Raw genomic sequence first — 20636 nt, 5'->3', positions numbered from 1 at the left:
GTGTAACGGAGCTTTTCGCCTATTCGTGATATCCTGAAGATAGCAGCAATACCGATCACGCAGAAAGGAAGAGGTCCATGTCAGCTGAGAAAGAGTCCCGACTCTGCCAACGCTCCAAACAGATTCATAACCGTACGTTTGTCGTGACCTGCAAAGAGTTTTTGGTGAAGCAAGCAGACTTTCTGTTGGACGTATTCGCCGATGTAGAAGACGAGATTGGTCCTATCAAGAACGGTGCGAAAATTCAGGTAGGTTGGACCATTCTGCTGGTTTTCGAACGGGATGGGTATATGGAGATCGTGGCACCCGACTACGATTCGAATCCTTTTTCCGAAACTACTGCTGACCTGTCAGTGTCCTTGGTTGTGCAAATGGCGCAAAACAACTGTCTGCAAACCGTGCGAGCCGAAGGGGAATCTGCTTTGTTCCAAGATAAAATGGTGGTGGCAAAAGGTGCATTTGAACAAGAACACGTCTATTTGCAGCGTGCTGAAGATGTTCAAAAAGGTGACTCCGGATGGTATCTCGGGCCAGTAGAAGGCGAAGTAGACAGTGACCAGCTAGCGTCCTACTACGTTTACGAACTGCTAAAGCTACGTCCGTCTCTTTTGCAAGCATTGGCTCTGCCACGAGGCTACATTGTCGTTTTCCAAGGAGATCAGATTGAAGCAGTCTTGGATGAGCACGATGAAAATGTATGGCCGACACTCCATTAGCGGCTGCTGTTTAAATCCGCCGATACTTTATTCACGAGCTGATCCGCTTGCCGCGTCGTTTCGGGCAAACGATATTTGGGAGAGAGCTTGGTGATCCATGCGCATGCAGTTGGCAAAGAGATTCCGTGTCCGATCGAGACGAAGATCGGTTTGATATTCGGTTGTGTGCGCAAGACTCCACCGATGATCTCACCTTGATCAATCAAAGGGGAATACACGCCTCTTTCCTGTGCTGGTTCTTCGTATTCACCTAACAGTCTCGTTTTCCCACAGCCAATGGTAGGAATGTCAAACAGGACGCCCAAATGACTGGCTAGTCCGAATCTTCGCGGGTGAGCGATTCCTTGCCCATCGCAGACGACGAGCTGCGGTGTTGTTTTTAGCTCCTGGAATGCACGTACCAGTGGAGGCAGCTCTCGAAAAGAGAACAAGCCGGGAATATAGGGGAACTCAACGGTGTCTTGAATAACGACAGATTCGACGACTTGCAGGGAAGTGGGGTCGAGGATTACGACACCAGCAACTAACAAATCAGACTCGGCATGATAGGCGACATCTACTCCAGCGATAAAGCGTACGTCCGCTAGTTGATCTTCTTTTTTCACTTGCTGGGCTAGTTGTCGCTGTAAGTTGATAGCCTCTTGCTCATCAATGTTCCAAGGATGTTGGATAATCGGCTCCATCTGGTTACCTCCGGATGATAGAAGATTTGTTCATTATATCCAAAGGAGGCGCTGTGCTCCAAGTCTTGGGAACAATCCTTTAGAAAATACGTTGACTTCTCGGATGAAAAGCACTATTTTGTAACCGACCGAATCATCATGTTCGAGATGGAACGAGGAGGGCTCGTTGTGAAAATCGCAGTAGTAGGAAGCATCAATATGGATCTCGTAACCCATGTACATCATTTGCCCAAAGCAGGAGAAACGATCACAAGCCATCACTTCGAGCTGATCCCGGGTGGAAAGGGAGCGAATCAGGCAGTAGCGGCATCTCGCCTAGGTGCGCATGTCTCCATGATTGGAATGGTAGGAGAAGATGAGAACGGCCAGGTCATGGTCAAAGGGCTAACGGATGCGCACGTTCACATAGAAGGGATTAAACGCTCGGGTACGACAGGCATGGCTTTTATCAATGTCAGTGATGATGGGGAAAACAACATCGTGCTCGTTCCGGGTGCGAATGCGCTCGTCAGTACGGAGCATATTGCAGACAATCTGTCTATTTTAAAGGACAGCGACGTCGTATTGCTCCAACTGGAAATCCCGATGAATGTCGTGGAATATACAGCCAAAGAGGCTGCTCGACTCGGCAAGCTGGTCATTTTAAATCCGGCACCTGCACGCGAGCTATCCAGTGAACTATTAACCCATGTACATACCCTAACCCCAAATGAAACAGAGCTTTCTATTCTCACGGGAATGCCCGTATCCACGATTGACGAAGTGCATGCCGCAGCCAAAAAGCTTTTGTCTGGCGGACCAAAGCGCGTCATCGTGACGTTGGGGGAAAAGGGCGCTCTCTTAGTAACCTCCGATGAGGCGACCCACATCCCGGCTTTCCGCGTAGAGCCAGTGGATACAACTGCGGCAGGCGATTCCTTTACGGCAGCATTTGCGGTTGGGATCACACAAGGAATGACAGAAACGGAAGCGGCCACTTTTGCCAGCAAAGTAGCAGCGATTGTCGTTACAAGGAATGGTGCGCAACCATCCCTGCCTACGTTCGATGAAGTACAAGCATACTCTTTTTAATGGGGGGAGAATAATGATGAAGGTCAATTTAGCTGAAAAGTTTTCGTTATTCCATGAGCATTGGAATCCCAAAATTGCAGGAGAACTTAATGATTCCTATGTAAAGCTAGCGAAATTAAAAGGAGAGTTTGTCTGGCATCAGCATGAAAATGAGGATGAGATGTTCTTAGTTGTGAAAGGGCAACTGCTTATTAAGTTTCGTGATAAAGATGTTTGGTTAAACGAAGGGGAATTTCTCATTGTTCCAAAAGGTGTAGAGCATATGCCGGTTGCAGAGGAAGAGGTTCATGTATTGTTGCTTGAACCAAAGACGACGCTGAATACTGGCGATCAAGTAAACGAAAAAACAGTAACAGATTTAGAGACGATATAATCCATGATCAAGCCTATTTTGAGAGATGATTTTCAAAATGGGCTTTTTCTATATGCATGGATGGATTACAGTTGCAGACATCTCATTTGTTGACCGATCGGTACATAATGTGTAAAATTTCCATAACAGTTGGAAACGAAGGGAGGATTCCGTTGAGCAAACGCGGCAGACCTCGTGATTTTGATTACACTTCTATCGTAGATGTGGCCATGAAAACATTTTGGTCAAAAGGCTACAATGGTTGTTCTACGCATGATTTATGCAGTGATACTGGACTAGGAAAAGGCAGCTTGTACAATACGTTTGGCAGCAAGCAGGACCTGTATCTAGCAGTGGTGGAACACTATCACGAAACGGGTATTCGTGAACAGCGGGCATTATTGGAAAGTCCGGGTTCCGTGAAAGAACGGTTGCAAAATTTTTTAGCTTGGGCATTGGTGGAAGACTTTGAATCAACGAATCCAAAGGGATGTTTGTTGATCAATGCGGGATTGGAACGGGCAAAAGACGAACCCAAGATTGAAGAAATCGTCTCCAGACATGTTGAACTTCTAAAGCAAGCCATGGAAAAAGTGATGGAGGAAGGCTTGCAAACGGGCGAAATCCCCCAAAAACGATCTGCTGTGGATTTGGCAAGCCTATTTTTAAGCAGCTACTACGGCTTCCGTGTGTTGAATACATCTACACAAAATCGGACATTGGCTGAACAAATCATGAGTGGCACCATGGAATCTATCTTCGGCGCGTAATGCGCTCTTTTTTTGAGTGATTTTTGTACCGATTGTTACAATAATGAGCGAGGGGTGTTCCTTCATGCCGTCGATGATTTATTTGTTAGCGGTAGCAATTTTTGCGATGACGACTTCTGAATTTATGGTGGCCGGGATGATGAATGAGCTTGCCGATGATTTCGGTGTATCGATTCCCTCCATCGGGTATTTCATTACGGCGTATGCGGGTGCAATGGTGATAGGAGGCCCGATCCTAACAGCAACTCTCCTGCACATTCGCCGAAAACAAGCGCTGCTTTCATTGGTTGCCGTCTTCTTTATTGGTCAAGCGTTAGGAGCAATGGCTTGGAATTACGAGTCGATGATGCTTGCGCGTATCCTAACGGGTATCGCTTCATCCGCAGCGTTTGGCATCTCCGTCAGTATTTCAGCCAGCTTGGTTCCCCCTCATTCACGGGGAAAGGCAGCTTCGATTGTTTTGGCAGGCTTAATGATTGCTACTGTCATCGGACTCCCTCTGACAACCGTGATTGCACAATATTTCGGCTGGAGAATGAGCTTTTGGGCTGTTGCAGTAGTCGTATTGCTATCAGGGATCTTGATTCAATGGTTGCTCCCTTCCTCCGCACAAAAGGACCAGATGAATGGAAAGGATGAGCTTGCCAGTTTTCAAAATCCGCACCTTTGGGCCGCGTATGCAACGAGTATGCTGATCATTGGCGGTACCTTCGCAGCGTTTAGTTATTTTACTCCGATTCTTACGGATGTAACGGCATTTTCGGCTGCGAGCATCCCGTATTTGCTTGCGCTTTATGGGATCGCGACCGTGATCGGAAATATCGTGATTGGCAGATTTGCTGATCGTTTCACCATGCGAATCCTTGTAACGGGATTAAGCATGCTCGTAGCGGCATTGGTTCTGTTTGCCGTAGGCGCCGAAAATAAATGGATCGCTGTGCTGTCCATTGTTCTGATTGGGTTGACGGGCGTAGCGATGAATCCGGCCATGATCGCACGCGTCATGAATACAGCAGGCAGTGGGACGATGGTAAACACTGTGCATACTTCCTTTATTACATTGGGTGTTGCGATTGGATCTTCCTTAGGGGGGATCGGGATCAGCAGTGGCTATGGGCTTGTTTCACCATTGTGGGTAGGTGCTTGTTTAGCTGGTATTGGGTTACTTTCAATCGTTCCCTATCTGCAAAAGAGCAAAGTGTAAAAAACCATACAATCCCTCTTGAAAGTCAAAAAAGGTCAAACTATAATAAAGTCAACGAAGGTCAGGGAAGGTCAAAGATCTTCTGAATTCCAAAACAACGCTTTTGGGGGGATTGAATATGCATTGTGAAATCTGCAAACAACGAGAAGCAACTGTGACTGTTCATATACGTGTACAAAATCAGCAACAAAAATACGATCTGTGCCAGGATTGCAAAACAAAGCTGACCAACAAAATGGGAGTAGGGATGGGCTTTAGTCCTTTCTCCTCCTTCTCTGGACTGGATGAGTTCCTGCAAGGCTTTGCCCAAGGCCGGGTGAATCCGGGCAAATCGTCCAGCCAACCGCAGCCACAAGCACCAGAGCGTGGCGGAGGCATCCTCGATGACCTGGGCCGTAATCTAAACGATGCGGCGCGTGCCGGACTGATTGATCCTGTGATTGGACGCGAACAGGAAATTGAGCGTGTCATTGAGATTTTGAACCGACGCAACAAGAACAATCCGGTTCTGATCGGGGAGCCAGGGGTCGGGAAGACAGCGATTGCGGAGGGGCTCGCCCTGCGTATTACGGAAGGGCAAGTACCGACCAAGCTGAAAAACAAGCAGGTGTACATTTTAGATGTCGCCTCTCTGGTTGCAGGAACGGGAATTCGTGGACAGTTCGAGGAAAAAATGAAGCAAGTGATTGCCGAGCTGCAAAAACGCAAAAACGTCATCCTGTTTGTTGATGAGATTCATCTTCTGGTGGGAGCAGGCTCAGCGGAAGGATCAATGGATGCTGGGAACATCCTGAAGCCTGCACTGGCTCGCGGTGAGTTGCAGCTGATTGGGGCAACTACGTTAAAAGAGTATCGCGTGATTGAAAAAGACGCTGCTCTGGAGCGCCGCCTGCAGCCAGTCATGGTCAAGGAACCAACCGTAGAACAAGCCATCGAGATTTTGAAAGGATTGCGTCCGAAATACGAAGCATTCCACCAAGTCGCTTACTCGGATGATGTCATTCGTGCCTGCGTGGAATACTCCCATCGTTATATTCAGGATCGCTTCTTGCCTGACAAGGCGATTGACCTCATGGATGAAGTGGGCTCGCGTTTGAACCTGCGATCCTCCGCAGTTGATACGGCAGAGCTGCATGAGCGGCTGGCGCAAATCAATCAGGAGAAAAAGGAAGCAACGGAGCAAGAGGCCTACGAACGAGCTGCCCGTCTGAGAGACGAGGAAGCGGGTATTCTAGAGAAGCTGGATCAGATCGAGGGCAAGGAGCAACGCGTTCAGGTTGACGTCACGGACATTCAAGCCTTGATCGAGCAAAAGACTGGGATTCCTGTTACGAAGCTGCAAAGTGATGAGCAGATGAAAATGAAAAACCTGGCAGCTCATTTGGAAGCAAAAGTCATTGGTCAATCCGAGGCGGTCACACAAGTAGCGAAGGCGATTCGACGCAGTCGTGCAGGTCTGAAACCGAAAAACAGACCGATTGCTTCCTTCCTGTTCGTCGGTCCGACTGGCGTAGGGAAAACAGAGCTGTCCAAAGCGCTGGCAGAGGAGCTGTTTGGTACCCGCGATTCCATGATCCGCCTCGATATGAGCGAGTACATGGAGAAGCACTCGGTATCCAAATTGATTGGTTCTCCTCCTGGCTACGTCGGGCATGAAGAAGCAGGTCAGCTGACAGAGCGCGTACGCCGCAACCCGTACAGCATTATCCTGCTGGATGAGATCGAAAAAGCACACCCGGACGTGATGCACATGTTCCTGCAAATTCTGGAGGATGGTCGTCTGACAGACAGTCAGGGTCGTACAGTGAATTTTAAGGAGACGGTCATCATTGCGACTAGCAATGCCGGTGTGAGCGAGCGTAAAATCTCCGTTGGCTTTGGAGCACAAGCACCCGAACCTGCAACCGTGCTGGATTCTTTGGGAGCGTACTTCAAGCCGGAGTTCCTGAACCGCTTCGACTCGATCATTTCCTTTGCCCATCTGGGAAAACAGGATTTGGTCAAAATCGTCGATCTGCTGCTGCAAGATGTCATGGGCAATCTGTCTGAGCAAGGAATGGAGATCAGCGTGACAGATGCCGCAAAAGAAAAGCTGGCTGAGCTGGGCTACAACCCTTCCTTCGGGGCACGTCCATTGCGTCGCGTGATTCAGCAATACGTCGAGGATGGCATTGCGGATTTGGTGATGGAAGAAGACAATGTAACAGCCATGGTCATTGATGTAGAAGATGATGTGATTCGTGTGAAAAAAGGATAACAGTCGTAAAAAAAGAAACCCCAATGTGGGGTTTCTTTGCTTTTTGTTATCGACTTTATTTATTCATGACTTTCTCATTGATGCCATTGCTGACGCCAGTACTTTCCATTTTCAGCTGGCGGCGCTTGGTGACGATTTTCTTCACCCATAATCCAACCAAGATGAGCGGCACCACGGTGAGAAAGATATAGAGAGAAACGTCATGGACCATATTTTCCGCCATTTTGCCGTAAAAATAAAACAAAAATCCGACTGCGTAAAATTTGACTGCCCGTCCAATTGCCGCATACCCGATCAATTTCCACAACGGGAAGTTCAAGCAACCCGACATGATAGTAAATACTTTAAACGGAATCGGTGTAAACGAACCAATGAAGATCGCGACTTCGCCCTTCTTTTGAAACATCTCTGTGGCAGAATCAATCCATTCCTTTTTGAGGATTTTGTAAAGAACGGATTTGCCTAGTACTTTACCGAGAAAATAACCGACGGGTGTCCCTAACAGACAAGCGATGTAGCCTACCGTTGCAATCCACAATGCCTGCGAAGGATCAACGAGGCTGAGTGGCACTTGAAGAAAGAAGGCAGGAACGGGAAAGATGACTGCGTCTGCAAAAGAATGGATGAACATTCCCATATAGCCGTATTCCATTAAGAAATCTAAAATGTTCTGAAACATCTATTTCTCCTTTGTCATTCTATCGTTAACTGCCAGTCATCAACTCAATCGAGTCGGATCGTACCAGGTCTGCGCGATTTGTCGGAATATTCAGCTTCACACCGAGTAAGCCCAACAAATTATATGTGTATAGATGCGATTCTACTTCAAACTGGCCGACTATGGAACGAATTTTTTTGAATTGGGATTCACTTACTATACAACGATTTACCACAACTATGTTCCTGTATCTGATAATACGATGTAGACGGTTCTCGGGTTACTCAACAATCACACTTTTATTGGTTGTCCAAAAACGCACCCTCGCCGGATTTTATCTGCGACTTAAGGCGGATAGGTTATCGGTGCATGCGGCGTAACACATCCATCAGCACATGAATCCCTTGCTCAATCACTGCTTCCTTGGCATAGGACACATTCAGCTTCAAAATATTTTCTTGCGGAAATCCCATCAAGTAATTTTTATCAATAGAATCCACGAGGATCGAGCGTTTTTTTAACTGGCTGATAACAGCGGGAACTGGGATGGAATCGTTCAAAACAATGTGCGTATGAATCCCCGGATAAGCAAGGGGCTGAAAGGTGAACAGATGATCTTCATTCGCCGTGAAATGGTTCAAGGACGCCATCAGCAGGTTGGATCGCCGATGATAGGAACTGCGTATTTTTTGCTTGTGACGCTCGAACATTCCGCTTTTTAGGTAAATTTCCAACGCAGCTTGCGATAGCATGGAGCTGTCGATATCCATGAGTCGTTTGTGCTGGTTGAAGGAATCCTTTAGCGCGTCAGGTATAACGGCTACACCCAAACGCAGACCGGGAAAAATAATTTTGGAATAGCTTTTTACATAGATGGTGCGAGAATAGCGGTCATAGGCAAAGAGGGGATCCGCTTTGCTGTCATGCTCAAGATCTGCCATGTAATCGTCTTCCACGATATAGACGTCGTACTGTTGGGCAAGCTCCACAATGCGCTGTTTATCCTTTCGGCTGTACGTCGTACCGAGCGGGCTATGATAGCGAGGCATCGTATAGAAAAACTTGATCTCTCCCGTTCGGAAAATAGACTCTAGCTCTTCTAAATCGATTCCTTGGGCAGTGCGCTTGATCCCGACGACAGGATACCTGCGTACTTGCAAACTTTCAATGAAAAGGTGGTAGCTGGGCTGCTCAATCAGAATCGTTTCTTTGCCATTTGGAAAAGGAAGACTGCACAGCAAGGATAGTGCTTGTTGGACACCGGAGGTAATGAAAATATTGCCCGGGTCTGTAAAAACTTGATGGTTCCCAAGCAGCTTGGCGACGACGGCAATGAGCGATGGCAAGCCTTGTGTGGTTCCGTATATGAAAAGATCGTTTTTATAGGTTTCAATTGCTTTATTGATGCAGTGTTGAAAGTCGATATAAGGAAAGAGGTCAGGATCGGGAGCAGAGGTCGCAAAATCGATCATCGACGTATCTGCGGGTTGTATCTTCCTTTGTTTTTTCACGACGTAGTAGCCGCTTCGGTCGACCGAGTAGATGAGATGACGCTTTTCGAGCTCATCCAAGGTGCGGATAACGGTACTCTTGCTGCATTGGTAGCGAGAGGCGAGCTCCCGTATGGAGGGAAGCCGGTCGCCGTCTCGATAGGAGAGGCTTTCAATCAACGTTTCGAGTTCATTTTGAAGCTGCAAATATTTGTGCATCCAAAAAACATTCCCTTACCGCTGAATTTGTATCGGTACAGTTACTCCTTTTTTGCATTGTAGCACGATTGATCCCCCATTACTATTAACCTAAGACGGCCGTCTGTAAAAAGTCCCCAGTAGGAGAGATACATACGATGAAAGACCAACAAAAAGCGATTGTTGCGGCATTACTGAATGCAGGGATTACCGGCTTGTCGTTTTTGTTTCTGAAAATGGCACTCGCTGTAACCAATCCGGTTGATACTTTGGCACACCGTTTTACCGTGGCCTTTATCGCTGCTTCCATTCCGATCGTGTTTGGATGGATCAAGCTGTCCATCAAACCAAAAGACATGCTCACAATTATACCGCTCGCCATGCTGTATCCCATTCTGTTCTTTACCCTTCAGGCGTTTGGACTGGTGTATACCACTTCATCTGAAGCAGGGATTATTCAAGCAACCGTTCCGATTTTTACCATGATCATGGCGGCATTCTTTTTGGGAGAGTCTTCTACCTGGCTGCAAAAGCTGTCCACGCTGTTATCCGTAGGAGGTGTCGTGTACATTTTTGCCATGAAGGGGCTGGGTGTAAGCTCAGGCTCAGGGAGCAGTATCGGTACCATTCTCATCCTGTTATCCGCGTTTTCTATGGCGGGGTATAGTGTACTGGCGAGGAAAATGACAAAGTCCTTTCATTATATAGACATGACGTATATGGTGGCGTTACTCGGATTTATATTTTTTAACGGCTGGTCAATCATTCGCCATAGTGCAGAGGGGACCTTGTCCACGTATTTTGCCCCTTTCGCCAGCTCGGCCTTTATCATCTCGATTGTATTTTTGGGGATACTGTCCTCGCTCATGACGTCTTTTATGACCAACTTTGCCTTGTCCAAGATGGAGGCATCCAAACTCAGCGTGTTTAACAATCTGTCTACATTGGTTACCATCGTGGCAGGCGTTATCTTTTTGCAGGAACAATTGGCATACTACCATCTCATTGGCGCAGTGATGATTATTATCGGGGTGATTGGGACGAATTTCCTAGGGGCAAAATCGAAAAACCAAAATCGCACGCCTCAAACGAAATCAACCTCTGTGTGAGAAAATAAAAAGGATACGCAACAGAGCGAATGTTTATTCATCCGCTCTGTTTGTTTTTGTGGAGGAATCGCTCTGCTTTGCTGGTCGCAAAAAAATCGTTCCAGACTTGGTGAAACTGTTTACAAATCGTAGCATACACGATATAGTTACCTAGATTGTATGAGTATAATGACATATGGTGAGATGACGGAATGAAAAAAATTATACATCTGGATTCGATTGAAAAGAGATTTGCAGATACTGTCGTCGTCCCCTCTTTTTCTCTCTCCATTGAAGAAGGGGAGTTTTTGACGTTACTCGGCCCTAGTGGCTGTGGGAAAACGACACTGCTGCGAATGATTGCTGGCTTTGAGCAGCCAACGACAGGGGAAATTTTCCTGGACGAAAAGCCACTTAAGGCTGTGCCGCCGTATCAGCGCGATATGAACATGGTGTTCCAGCAATATGCTTTGTTTCCACACATGACCGTGGAGCAAAACATCCTGTTTGGTTTGAAAATGAAAAAAGTGAACGCAGCTGAACAACAAAAGCGTTTAGAGGAAGTACTTCAGTACGTCCAACTGACAGAATTGCGGAAGCGCACGCCAAAGCAGCTGTCTGGCGGACAACAGCAACGCGTAGCAATCGCACGGGCGATTATTAACAACCCACGCGTTCTGCTTCTGGACGAGCCTCTAGGTGCTTTGGACTATCAATTGCGAAAAAGCTTGCAGCTCGAACTGAAAAACTTGCAGAAGAACTTAGGGATAACGTTCATTTACGTCACACATGACCAGGAAGAAGCGATGGCGATGTCCGATCGAATCGCGGTTATGAACAAGGGACGAATTGAACAAATTGCTTCTCCAGCAGAGATTTACAACTCCCCGCAAACCTTGTTTGTGGCTACCTTTATTGGGGAAAACAACATTTTCCGGGAAAACGGAACGAATGCAGCCGTACGTCCAGAAAAGATCAAGTTGTACCCGATTGACTCCGATAAGGACAAGCACAAGAAGCTGGGCACCATTGCTGACGCGGTGTTCCTCGGCAATTTGCGCAAGGTATTTATCCGCCTCGAGGGGCAGGATATGACCGTAATGGCACACCAGTACGCAGGTGACGGTCTGGACTGGCAGGTGGGAGATCAAGTGGCCATTGGCTGGGCACAGACGGACGAGGTGATTCTTCCTTGTTAAACAAGAAGCCGGTAAAACTGCTCGCGCTTCCCGCCCTTTTGTGGATGGGTGCGCTTTTCGTCCTGCCTATGCTTATGATCGCTATCCTGTCTTTCCTCAAAAGAGGCACGTACGGGCAAGTTGTCTATGAGTTTACGCTGAACAATTACATCCGTATTTTCGATCCGCTGTATGGCCAAATTTTTGGGGATACGCTGGTCGTAGCGGTTTTAACAACTGTATTTTCGATCTTGTGCGGCTACCCGTTAGCGTATTACATATCACGGCTGGAAAAATCGACTCAGCAGATATGGCTTTTGCTCGTGATGATTCCGTTTTGGATCAACTTCCTGGTCCGTTCCTATGCGTGGGTAATCATCCTGCGTTCGCAAGGCGTAATCAATACGTTCCTGCAATCGCTGGGCATTATATCGGAGCCGCTGCCGCTGTTGTACAATTCCGGTTCTGTACTGCTCGGGATGGTGTACACACTCATGCCGTTCATGGTACTGCCGATTTATGTGTCACTGGAGCAGATGGATCGTCGCAAGCTGGAAGCAGCGTATGACCTGGGCGCAACACCTTGGAAAGCTTTTTGGCACGTAACTTTGCCGATGACCAAGACGGGTGTTGTCACTGGGTCGATCCTCGTATTTGTTTCTTCCATTGGGATGTTCGTCGTTCCGGATGTCATGGGAGGAGCGAAATCGGCACTGATCGGAAACGTCATTCAAAATCAATTTTTGTCTGCGCGTGACTGGCCGTTCGGTTCTGCCTTGTCCATCGTGCTGATGCTATTGTCCATGCTGTTGATTCTTCTTTATTTCCGCGCTACCAAAGCGAGTGAGACAAAGGAGGGATCGGCATGAAAACATTACGTCGAAACGCACTATCTGGATACTCGTGGCTGATGCTGGTCTTTTTGTATCTGCCAATCTTGATCCTTGTCCTTTATTCGTTCAATGATTCACGGATCAATGCTACGTGGACTGGCTTTACGTGGAAGTGGTACGTTTCTTTGTTTGAAAACAGACAGGTCATGCAAGCGTTAATGAATAGTTTGACGATTGGGATTATCAGCAGCGTCATTGCAACGGTTTTTGGTACGGCTGCCGCTCTGGCGGTCAAGCATTATTCGCTGCGTTGGAGCAACATCTTCAACGGGCTGATGTACTTGCCGATCGTCATCCCGGAGATCATGATGGGGTTGGCTTTGCTCGTGCTGTTTAGCCAGGTACAGATGGAGCTGGGGAAAGTGACCCTGATCCTGGCGCATGTTACGTTTAGCATGCCGTATGTGATGGTCATTATCTCTGGACGTTTGGCTGATATGGGCAAAGAATTGGAAGAAGCGTCTCAAGATTTGGGAGCAACTCCATGGGAGACATTGCGCTATGTGACGCTGCCTCTGATCATGCCAGGGATCATCGCAGGCTTCCTGATGGCGTTTACCTTGTCGCTGGACGATTTCATCATTTCGTTCTTCGTGGCTGGTCCGAATTCGACCACATTGCCGCTCTACATTTATGGGTTGGTAAAACGAGGCGTCTCGCCAGAAGTGAATGCACTCTCGACACTTTTGATCGTGAGTACAGTGCTGTTGGTTGTGGTGGCAGAGATTTTCCGCCGCAAAGATTCGAAAAATAATCAATCCATCTTTTAGATACATCATGGTGTTTTCATAAAAGCAATCCCATAACTGATTTGGAGGTTGAGAGGAAAAAATGAAACGTTTCAAGTCCTTGATGATCGGCGCTTTGACCGCCGTACTTGCGGTGACTGCTGTAGGCTGCTCATCGTCACCTGAGCAAGAGCAACAAGTATTGAATATTTATAGCTGGGCAGACAACTTCGACCCAGACGTCATCAAAGATTTTGAGCAAAAATTCAACGTCAAGGTTAACTATGATGTATACGGCAGCAACGAAGAAATGCTGGCAAAAATTCAAGCGGGTGCATCCGGCTACGACTTGATTCAACCTTCCGACTACATGGTAGGCACCATGATTCAGCTGGGCCTCCTGGAAGAGCTGAACAAAGCCAACATCCCGAACATGGGCAATATCGTGTCTACGTTCAAGACACCTCCTTTTGACAAAGAAAACAAGTATTCACTCGTATATACATGGGGAATTACCGGGATCGCTTACAACAAGAAATATGTAAAAGAAACCCCGACAAGCTGGAACGATCTGTGGAATGAAGCCTACAAGGGCCGTGTCATCATGCTAAACGACCCGCGTGAGGTTATGGGAATGGCACTGATCAAGAATGGCTTCTCCAACAGCACGACGAACACAGAGGAACTGGAAAAGTCCTTTGCTGATTTGAAAAAGGTAGTACCGAATGTTGTTGCCTTTGATACAGACAACATCAAGCAAAAGATGATTGCGGAGGAAGCATGGATCGGAACGGTTTGGTCCGGTGACGCCGCTTTCATTCACGCACAAAATCCAGATGTAGAGTACGTCATTCCAAAAGAGGGCGCAACGATCTGGGCAGACACGCTGGCCATTCCAAAAGGCGCTAAGAACAAGGAAATGGCTGAGAAGTTCATCAACTATCTGATGGACCCACAAGTCAGTGTGAAAAACTACGAGTCTATCGGCTACAGCAACCCGAACGAACAAGCATACCCACTGCACAGTGAAGAATATCGTTCCAACAAGATGGTCTTCGTGGATAAAGCAGACATTGCCCGTGCCGAGTGGCTGGTGGATGTAGGAGAAACCTTGCAGCAATACGACCGCTACTGGACTGAAATGAAGAGCGGCAGATAAATAGTTGTATACGAACCGAGATGGAGTACTTCCGTCTCGGTTTTTTTGTTTCTTCATATGGGTGGAAACCTACTCTTCGGCTGGAAAGGGGAATAGAGCTAGAGATTTGGAAAATAATAAGGGTACACCATTTATTGGGGTAATAGAAAATGACAACCAACATGATTCCTGATTCCATTCAAGAGACGCAAGAAATATTATGGCAACAAATGCGAAATCCGCGATTGTCGTTTCGCAGTCTATCCTGTGGAAACAATAGCTTGTTGTTAGCGTACCTCCCGTATCTCATTGATATGGTTATTCTCCAGCAAGTTTTGCTTCCCTTTTTAGAAAGGTTGCCCGACGAAAAGATAGCGCCTGATACTCTTTTGGGGAACCTCCCTGTTGCTAAAGTTCGCAAGACGATTGATTACAGACAAGTCAGTGATTATCTCGTGAGGGGATGGATTTACCTTCAAATAGAAGGAGAAGACTGCGGACTTCTTCTCTTCGTGGCTAATATACCGAGTCGTTCTTTGGGAGAGGCTCAGGTCGAAGTACAAATATTCGGTCCCCAGGTTGCTTTTACCGAAGCATTTGAAACCAACTTCGGGATCCTGCAAAGCTATCTAACAACGGATATGCTCTCTAACGTCTCTATTACAATAGGGAGACGCAGCAAGACGAATGTGGAAGTATGTTACATGGAAGAGCTGGCTGATCCTGAAAATGTTCAAACCGTGGTTCAGCGTGTGAGAGAACTCGATGTAGATGGATTGATTGACAGTGGAAAACTGGTTCAACTGATTGATGATAATACCTTTTCTATTTTTCCGCAGTTGATCATGACAGAACGTCCTGATTATGCAAGTGAAGCTCTGTTGGAAGGAAAGGTTATCGTGTTTGTGGAAGGCAGCCCTTTTGCTATCATGGGTCCCAGTACCTTCGTTGACTTTTTCAAGTCCAATGAAGATCTTTATATTCGCTGGCAAATGGCTTCCTTTATTCGATTGTTGCGGTTCCTTGCTCTATTTGTCTCCTTGTTTTTTACGGCTATCTATGTGGCTGCCCTGACGTTTCACTATGAAATGATTCCCTCTGCTTTGCTCGTATCGTTGGTAAAGTCTCGTTCCAAGGTGCCATTTCCACCATTGTTTGAAGCTTTGCTGCTGGAGATGATCATTGAATTCTTGCGGGAGGCTGGGGCAAGACTTCCTTTCAAAGTCGGGCAAACGATGGGGATCGTGGGTGGTATCGTTATTGGACAGGCCGCCGTAGCAGCGGGCTTTACCAGTAACATTCTGATTATGATTGTGGCACTAAGTGCATTAGCGTCGTTTACCTTTCCTTCCTACATGATGAGTACGGCAGTACGCATCCTCCGTTTTCCAATCATCTTGCTGGCTGGAATTTGGGGAGGCTTCGGTATTATGCTTGGCGCATCTTTTCTATTGATTCACATCCTACGCCAGTCCAGTTTAGGACGTCCGTTTTTTCTCCCCTTTTTTCCATTTCGCTTGCGGGATTTTAAAAACAGTCTAATCCGGGTTCCTTTTTATAATCTCGGCAAGCGTCCCGCTTTGACGCGTTCTCCTGACAACGCCCGTTTGCCTGATGAAGCCGGGAAGAAAAGACCAATTCAGTAGTTAGGTGTTGAGTGGGAATGTCAACGATTCGTCGTCATAGCCATATGTTTATCAGCGTCTCCCTTGCCATGTTTATTGTGCATGGCAACCAGGTTGGAATTGGTATAGCGGGCGTACAGCGCTTTATTTATGATCGAGTGCAGCAAGACGCTTGGATTGCGGTCATAATAGCAGGTTTGATGACGCATGTGACCGCGTGGGTCATGCTAAAAATCTTGAGGAAATATAAAAACTTGGATTTGTATGACATCCACCAAATGGTGTTTGGAAAATGGCCAGCCAAAGTGCTTAATTTGATATTTATCATCTATATTATGGGTTCTGCATTAACGATCCTGCGGGGATATATCGAGATCATTCAGTCATGGATGTTTCCAGAGGTGCCATCCTGGTTATTGAATGCTTCCTTGCTTTGTCTGGCCATTTATGGAGTGACAGGTGGAATTCGAGTGTTGGCTGGGATTAGTTTTTTTTCGGTTGGACTGACGATTTGTCAGCTCTTGTTGATGATTTATCCCGCGCAATACGCCGATTTTAATTTACTGCAGCCTGTCTTTCATCATGACCTTGTAGAGCTGTTGGACGGTGCCAGGAAGATGTCTTTTAGCATTATTGGATTCGAGATTATTTTGTTCATCTACCCTTTTGTAAAGGAAAAGCAATTACTCTCTCGCTATGTACATGGTGGATTGTTGATGACCACTCTTTTGTATGTTGTCGTCATGCTGGTTACACTCCTGTATTTTCAAGGGGAACAGCTTAAACATCTGATCTGGGCAACTCTGATGATGATGAAAATAGTAGAGTTTCCGTTTTTGGAGCGGTTTGAATTCGTTTCCATCTCATTATGGATGCTGATCATGCTGGATAATTTGCTTTTGAACTTGTGGGTAGCCATGCGGGGGGTACACCATATTGGTGGTTTCAAGGAAAGAAAAGCACTTATCGGGATTGTCATTGTCATGTTTTTCGCCAGCAACTTTTTGGAGACGCGCCAGTCGATTAACTGGATCACGGATATTTTCGGAGCGGTTGGCTTCTATATCATATTTGTTTATCCGTTGATACTTTATATCGTTATTCTGCTGTTTCGGAAAGGAACGGTCCGGACATGAAAAGGATACGTCTGCTAGCTTATTATTTGCTAATGGCCGCTTTGTTGAATGGCTGTGGGGAGGAACAGGTACTAGAAAAATTGGGACTAGCGGTTGCCGTGGGTTACGATCAAATCGGAGACGGAAGGTTGTTGGGTACCACGGTGTTTTATCAAATTGATCCGGAGGCGCGTCAACTCGTCACTGTGATTGCGGGAACAGCCAATACAAGCAAAGGACTCAAAATTACTCATAACAGGGAGTCTTCCAAAAAAATAGTAGGGGGGCAAATTCGTGTCGCTGTCTATCAGGATGAGCTGGCACGCAAAGGAATATTGCCGCTTGTGGAAAACTTGAGCCGAGATGCCTCCATTGGCAGCAATGTCTATTTGACGGTGGCGAAAGGAAGGGCTTCTGACATCTTGACGCATCGCTACCCCGAAACGAGCAACATCGGAATTTACCTCTACCAAGCTATACGGCAGAACGTCAATGGTGAGAATATGATTTCCTCTAAACTCCATGAGTTTATGAAAGATTATTATGCGGTCGGGAAAGATCCCGTGATGCCTTATATCGAAAGAGTAAAAAACGAACTGCATATTGACAAAATTGCTCTGTTTCGAGATGAACGATTGGCGGGGGAGATTTCCACAAGGGAGGGGTTTTTCCTTAAGATATTGCGTGAGCGTTACAATAAGGGAGAATTGGAAATAAACTTGACTGTTGATAATAAGCGTTTTTTTACTGTAATTGAACATATCTCAAGCAAAAAGCAAATCAAACTGCTGGATTTGGATAAACCAAGGTTTTCGGTGAAGGTCAAAATGACAGCACAGATTCAGGAAATGGCTGAACAAATAGATTTATCAAAGCCGGAGGAGTTGCATAAGGTACAAAAAGCAATCCAGCTGGCAGTTAAAAAAGAGACGGAAGGTTTACTGGAAAAGTTAAGAAAACACCAGGTAGATCCCGTAGGATTCGGGGAAATCTACAACATAGCCCGTCAAAAGAGTGGAAAAAAGAAATTGAATAGAGACGAATGCCGTGAAGTCATGAAAAGGGCGCAATTTGATGTTGATGTCCAGGTCAAGATTTTACGGACAGGCGTCATTGGGTAAATGGACCATGAACGTGAAGAAATATCTGGACAAGCAAGAAACGGGGGTGAGATAGTGAGGTGTGAGGTGAGAAAAAATGGAAAACAGGCAGGCTGTACAAACGGGCATTCTCGAAGCCAATGGCGCACGGATTTACTATGAAGTAGCAGGGGAAGGCGAGCCGCTCCTATTGATCCATGGCTTCAATCTGGATACAAGGCTATGGGATGCCCAGCTGCAAGCATTTGCACAGATGTATAAGGTCGTTCGCTTTGATATCCGCGGGTTTGGTAAAACGCTGGCGACTGACGTTCCTTTTACCTTGTACGACGACGTGAAAGCGGTTCTGCTTTGGCTTGGTATCGAAAAAACGCATGTGGCTGGGCTTTCGTTTGGGGGAATGGTCGCGCAGGAGTTCGCCCTTGCTTATCCGCAGATGGTGAGCAGCTTGATTCTAGTCGCTTCCGGCTTGTTTGGTCACCCAAGAAGTGAGCAAAGGCTGAACGATGTGGAACGATTCAATCAAGTATGTCAGCGTGGCACGACAGAGGAAGCGTTGGAAATGACAACACAAATGTGGTTTGATGGTCCTGGTCAGCCGGTAAATGAGCAAGCTCGCGAAGCACGAAACCGCTTTAAAGAAATGAACAGACACGCCTTTTCGCTGCCGGAGTTTGGCGCTGGATTGGAAACTTTATCCCCCTCGCCAATCGAGCGTTTGGAAAACATCAAAGCCCCAACACTCGTTATTGCAGGAGCGCGGGATTATCCTGATTTTCTACAGATCGCCGATGTGTTGACTGAGCGGATTACAGGCGCACAAAAAGTCATCCTGCCTGACTCGGCCCATATCCCACCGATGGATCAACCAGAGGTATTCAACAAACTCGTCCTGGAATTTCTCGCAAAAAACATTGTAAAATCATCCTAATACAGTTTGAAAAGGCATGGATCGGAGAGAATTTCCGCTCATGCCTTTTTTTGTTTTCAACACTTTGCCACATCAGATAGCCCAATGGAGCCATATAGATTCTCGTACTATTTTGATAGGATTAAGGACGAAATAAGGAAGCAGGTGGTAGGGTGACAGACAACATCAGATATTATGCGGTTGTGTTTTTGCTCGCCTTCTTACTTGTACTGACAACGGGTATGACAACTGCTTACGCCCATGCTGGCTTGATGAGCAGTTCACCGCAAGATGGTGAGGTACTGAAGGCGAATCCAGGACAAATCTCTGCGCGGTTTACCGAAACATTGGAGCCCGATCTTGTTAACGTGCGTTTATTTGACTGGGATGGCAAGGAAATAAAAGTGGAGCGGCCGACATTGCAGCCAGGCGACGCCTCGCAGCTGAATGCGGAACTGCCGAGCGATTTGGCTGAAGGGACGTATTCGGTTATCGTATCTGTCGTTTCCGAGGACGGACATCCGATCGAAGAGAAGCTCACGTTTTCCATCGGACAAAAAAGTGCGGTCGTGGTTCCGCCAAGTGAGCAAAAAGCAGATTCAAGCTACTTGATCATGTACCGCTATTTGGCGCAGGGGATTATTCTTGTGGGTGGCGGCTTGTATCTGGTAGCGTGGGCAGCGCAGCGTCATGGCTTGCCTTCGCTTGCCCAGCTCATCGGGATTGGCAGACAAATCGGATGGAGTTTGGCGATCATCGGACTTATCTTTCTGTGGTTCTTGTATGACGAATCGTTAACCGCTGTATCACTTACGCAAGCACTGTGGCAGATGGACGGGAACTTGCTCAGTCAGTCCCCGTTTGCGATCATGTTGCTGGTGTCCTTTGCATTGCTGTTATTGGTTGCGATCCCTAATATGGTGTCCGGCTGGTATGTGGGAATCTGGGTTCTCGTGATCAGCGCACAAGCTTTTGGTGGTCATGCATGGGGCATTGCTCCTGTCTGGCTGTCCCTTGTACTGAGACTGTTGCATGTTTTGACGGTCGCCGTGTGGATGGGGGCGCTTGTCTACTTGCTACTCACAGTCAAAGCGGCCGAACGAGGACAGGAGTCGTTCAAGAGATTCTTTTTGCAGACAGTTGCTGTGGCGTCTGTGCTTGCTGTCGCGACGGGTGTTGTCATGCTCATCGTGCAGACGGATGTCATGAGCATTTTCCAGAGTGCAACGGCATGGAGCTATCTGTTATACGGAAAAATCGCAAGTGTCTGCCTCATGCTTCTTCTAGCCTTTAGGCAAACAAGACGCTGGCGGACGAAAAACTCCTTGCAGCCATCTTACTTGCGTTGGGAGATTGTATTCGGGATTATCGCTGTTCTGGCTGGACTTTGGATGAGCCAGATCAACTACCCGACTGCTACGACAAATAATCAGGCCGTGATTCAAACAGATTCAAACTAGGG

General features: G+C 46.9%; 19 protein-coding genes. 16 read left to right on the top strand and 3 right to left on the bottom strand.

Annotated elements, in window-relative coordinates; genetic code table 11:
• The first annotated feature begins 77 nt into the window (after window positions 1–77).
• On the top strand, window positions 78–716 hold the full coding sequence (locus FB479_RS17865; RefSeq protein ID WP_106656954.1) for an immunity protein Imm33 domain-containing protein: 639 nt from the start codon (window positions 78–80) through the stop codon (window positions 714–716).
• Here the strand turns inward: FB479_RS17865 and nfi are convergent.
• The gene (gene nfi / locus FB479_RS17860) at window positions 713–1399 is read right to left on the bottom strand and encodes a deoxyribonuclease V (RefSeq protein WP_142066190.1); all 687 of its coding nucleotides are present in this window, start codon (window positions 1397–1399) and stop codon (window positions 713–715) included. The genes FB479_RS17865 and nfi overlap by 4 nt on opposite strands.
• Before the next feature lie 168 nt (window positions 1400–1567).
• Between nfi and rbsK the strand changes: the two genes are divergently transcribed.
• The 5 genes from rbsK to FB479_RS17835 all read left to right on the top strand — a co-directional run bounded on the left by rbsK (window position 1568) and on the right by FB479_RS17835 (window position 7053).
• Window positions 1568–2470, top strand: a complete 903-nt coding sequence (gene rbsK, locus FB479_RS17855) for a ribokinase (protein ID WP_142066189.1) — start codon at window positions 1568–1570, stop codon at window positions 2468–2470.
• Window positions 2471–2480: 10 nt separating this feature from the next.
• Window positions 2481–2843: a cupin domain-containing protein gene (locus FB479_RS17850; protein WP_221629580.1), complete on the top strand. Its 363-nt coding sequence runs from the start codon at window positions 2481–2483 to the stop codon at window positions 2841–2843.
• A 152-nt stretch (window positions 2844–2995) separates the two neighbouring features.
• Window positions 2996–3592, top strand: coding sequence for a TetR/AcrR family transcriptional regulator (locus FB479_RS17845; RefSeq protein WP_142066187.1), 597 nt, complete (start codon window positions 2996–2998; stop codon window positions 3590–3592).
• Window positions 3593–3656: 64 nt separating this feature from the next.
• The gene (locus FB479_RS17840) at window positions 3657–4796 is read left to right on the top strand and encodes an MFS transporter (RefSeq protein WP_142066186.1); all 1140 of its coding nucleotides are present in this window, start codon (window positions 3657–3659) and stop codon (window positions 4794–4796) included.
• Between the two features lie 118 nt (window positions 4797–4914).
• A complete protein-coding gene (locus tag FB479_RS17835; protein ID WP_142066185.1) occupies window positions 4915–7053 on the top strand; it encodes an ATP-dependent Clp protease ATP-binding subunit in 2139 nt (712 codons plus the stop codon).
• Window positions 7054–7108: 55 nt separating this feature from the next.
• On the opposite strand, the gene FB479_RS17830 is transcribed toward FB479_RS17835, so the two are convergent.
• Complete coding sequence (locus FB479_RS17830; protein WP_106656961.1) at window positions 7109–7732, bottom strand: YqaA family protein; 624 nt, start codon at window positions 7730–7732, stop codon at window positions 7109–7111.
• A 338-nt stretch (window positions 7733–8070) separates the two neighbouring features.
• Complete coding sequence (locus FB479_RS17825; RefSeq protein WP_142066184.1) at window positions 8071–9420, bottom strand: aminotransferase-like domain-containing protein; 1350 nt, start codon at window positions 9418–9420, stop codon at window positions 8071–8073.
• A 137-nt stretch (window positions 9421–9557) separates the two neighbouring features.
• Here FB479_RS17825 and FB479_RS17820 point away from each other — a divergent pair, with 137 nt between their 5' ends.
• The 10 genes from FB479_RS17820 (at window position 9558) to FB479_RS17775 (ending at window position 20634) form a co-directional block, all read left to right on the top strand.
• A complete protein-coding gene (locus FB479_RS17820; RefSeq protein WP_142066183.1) occupies window positions 9558–10508 on the top strand; it encodes a DMT family transporter in 951 nt (316 codons plus the stop codon).
• Between the two features lie 191 nt (window positions 10509–10699).
• The gene (locus tag FB479_RS17815) at window positions 10700–11686 is read left to right on the top strand and encodes an ABC transporter ATP-binding protein (RefSeq protein WP_142066182.1); all 987 of its coding nucleotides are present in this window, start codon (window positions 10700–10702) and stop codon (window positions 11684–11686) included.
• A 44-nt stretch (window positions 11687–11730) separates the two neighbouring features.
• A complete protein-coding gene (locus tag FB479_RS17810; RefSeq protein ID WP_047072025.1) occupies window positions 11731–12534 on the top strand; it encodes an ABC transporter permease in 804 nt (267 codons plus the stop codon).
• Window positions 12531–13328: an ABC transporter permease gene (locus tag FB479_RS17805; RefSeq protein ID WP_142066181.1), complete on the top strand. Its 798-nt coding sequence runs from the start codon at window positions 12531–12533 to the stop codon at window positions 13326–13328. The genes FB479_RS17810 and FB479_RS17805 overlap by 4 nt, the downstream gene beginning before the upstream one ends.
• Window positions 13329–13389: 61 nt before the next feature.
• Complete coding sequence (locus FB479_RS17800; protein WP_106656966.1) at window positions 13390–14445, top strand: ABC transporter substrate-binding protein; 1056 nt, start codon at window positions 13390–13392, stop codon at window positions 14443–14445.
• Window positions 14446–14594: 149 nt separating this feature from the next.
• Window positions 14595–16070, top strand: coding sequence for a spore germination protein (locus tag FB479_RS17795; RefSeq protein ID WP_142066180.1), 1476 nt, complete (start codon window positions 14595–14597; stop codon window positions 16068–16070).
• A 17-nt stretch (window positions 16071–16087) separates the two neighbouring features.
• Complete coding sequence (locus FB479_RS17790; protein ID WP_255438438.1) at window positions 16088–17185, top strand: GerAB/ArcD/ProY family transporter; 1098 nt, start codon at window positions 16088–16090, stop codon at window positions 17183–17185.
• Window positions 17182–18285, top strand: coding sequence for a Ger(x)C family spore germination protein (locus tag FB479_RS17785; RefSeq protein WP_142066179.1), 1104 nt, complete (start codon window positions 17182–17184; stop codon window positions 18283–18285). The genes FB479_RS17790 and FB479_RS17785 overlap by 4 nt, the downstream gene beginning before the upstream one ends.
• A 76-nt stretch (window positions 18286–18361) precedes the next feature.
• Window positions 18362–19195, top strand: a complete 834-nt coding sequence (locus FB479_RS17780; protein ID WP_142066178.1) for an alpha/beta fold hydrolase — start codon at window positions 18362–18364, stop codon at window positions 19193–19195.
• A gap of 152 nt (window positions 19196–19347) precedes the next feature.
• Window positions 19348–20634, top strand: coding sequence for a copper resistance CopC/CopD family protein (locus tag FB479_RS17775; RefSeq protein WP_142066177.1), 1287 nt, complete (start codon window positions 19348–19350; stop codon window positions 20632–20634).
• Window positions 20635–20636 lie beyond the last annotated feature (2 nt).

Origin of the sequence: Brevibacillus sp. AG162 (assembly GCF_006715575.1) — a bacterium.
Classification (GTDB): domain Bacteria; phylum Bacillota; class Bacilli; order Brevibacillales; family Brevibacillaceae; genus Brevibacillus; species Brevibacillus brevis.
Note: the sequence above shows the minus strand (reverse complement) of the source record. Positions and strands in the feature narration are given on the sequence as shown.

Coding starts and splice junctions, on each gene's coding strand:
- FB479_RS17865 (WP_106656954.1), top strand. CDS start 78: ATGTCAGCTGAGAAAGAGTCCCGACTCTGCCAACGCTCCAAACAGATT.
- nfi (WP_142066190.1), bottom strand. CDS start 1,399: ATGGAGCCGATTATCCAACATCCTTGGAACATTGATGAGCAAGAGGCT.
- FB479_RS17840 (WP_142066186.1), top strand. CDS start 3,657: ATGCCGTCGATGATTTATTTGTTAGCGGTAGCAATTTTTGCGATGACG.
- FB479_RS17835 (WP_142066185.1), top strand. CDS start 4,915: ATGCATTGTGAAATCTGCAAACAACGAGAAGCAACTGTGACTGTTCAT.
- FB479_RS17830 (WP_106656961.1), bottom strand. CDS start 7,732: ATGTTTCAGAACATTTTAGATTTCTTAATGGAATACGGCTATATGGGA.
- FB479_RS17825 (WP_142066184.1), bottom strand. CDS start 9,420: ATGCACAAATATTTGCAGCTTCAAAATGAACTCGAAACGTTGATTGAA.
- FB479_RS17820 (WP_142066183.1), top strand. CDS start 9,558: ATGAAAGACCAACAAAAAGCGATTGTTGCGGCATTACTGAATGCAGGG.
- FB479_RS17815 (WP_142066182.1), top strand. CDS start 10,700: ATGAAAAAAATTATACATCTGGATTCGATTGAAAAGAGATTTGCAGAT.
- FB479_RS17810 (WP_047072025.1), top strand. CDS start 11,731: ATGGGTGCGCTTTTCGTCCTGCCTATGCTTATGATCGCTATCCTGTCT.
- FB479_RS17805 (WP_142066181.1), top strand. CDS start 12,531: ATGAAAACATTACGTCGAAACGCACTATCTGGATACTCGTGGCTGATG.
- FB479_RS17800 (WP_106656966.1), top strand. CDS start 13,390: ATGAAACGTTTCAAGTCCTTGATGATCGGCGCTTTGACCGCCGTACTT.
- FB479_RS17795 (WP_142066180.1), top strand. CDS start 14,595: ATGACAACCAACATGATTCCTGATTCCATTCAAGAGACGCAAGAAATA.
- FB479_RS17790 (WP_255438438.1), top strand. CDS start 16,088: ATGTCAACGATTCGTCGTCATAGCCATATGTTTATCAGCGTCTCCCTT.
- FB479_RS17785 (WP_142066179.1), top strand. CDS start 17,182: ATGAAAAGGATACGTCTGCTAGCTTATTATTTGCTAATGGCCGCTTTG.
- FB479_RS17780 (WP_142066178.1), top strand. CDS start 18,362: ATGGAAAACAGGCAGGCTGTACAAACGGGCATTCTCGAAGCCAATGGC.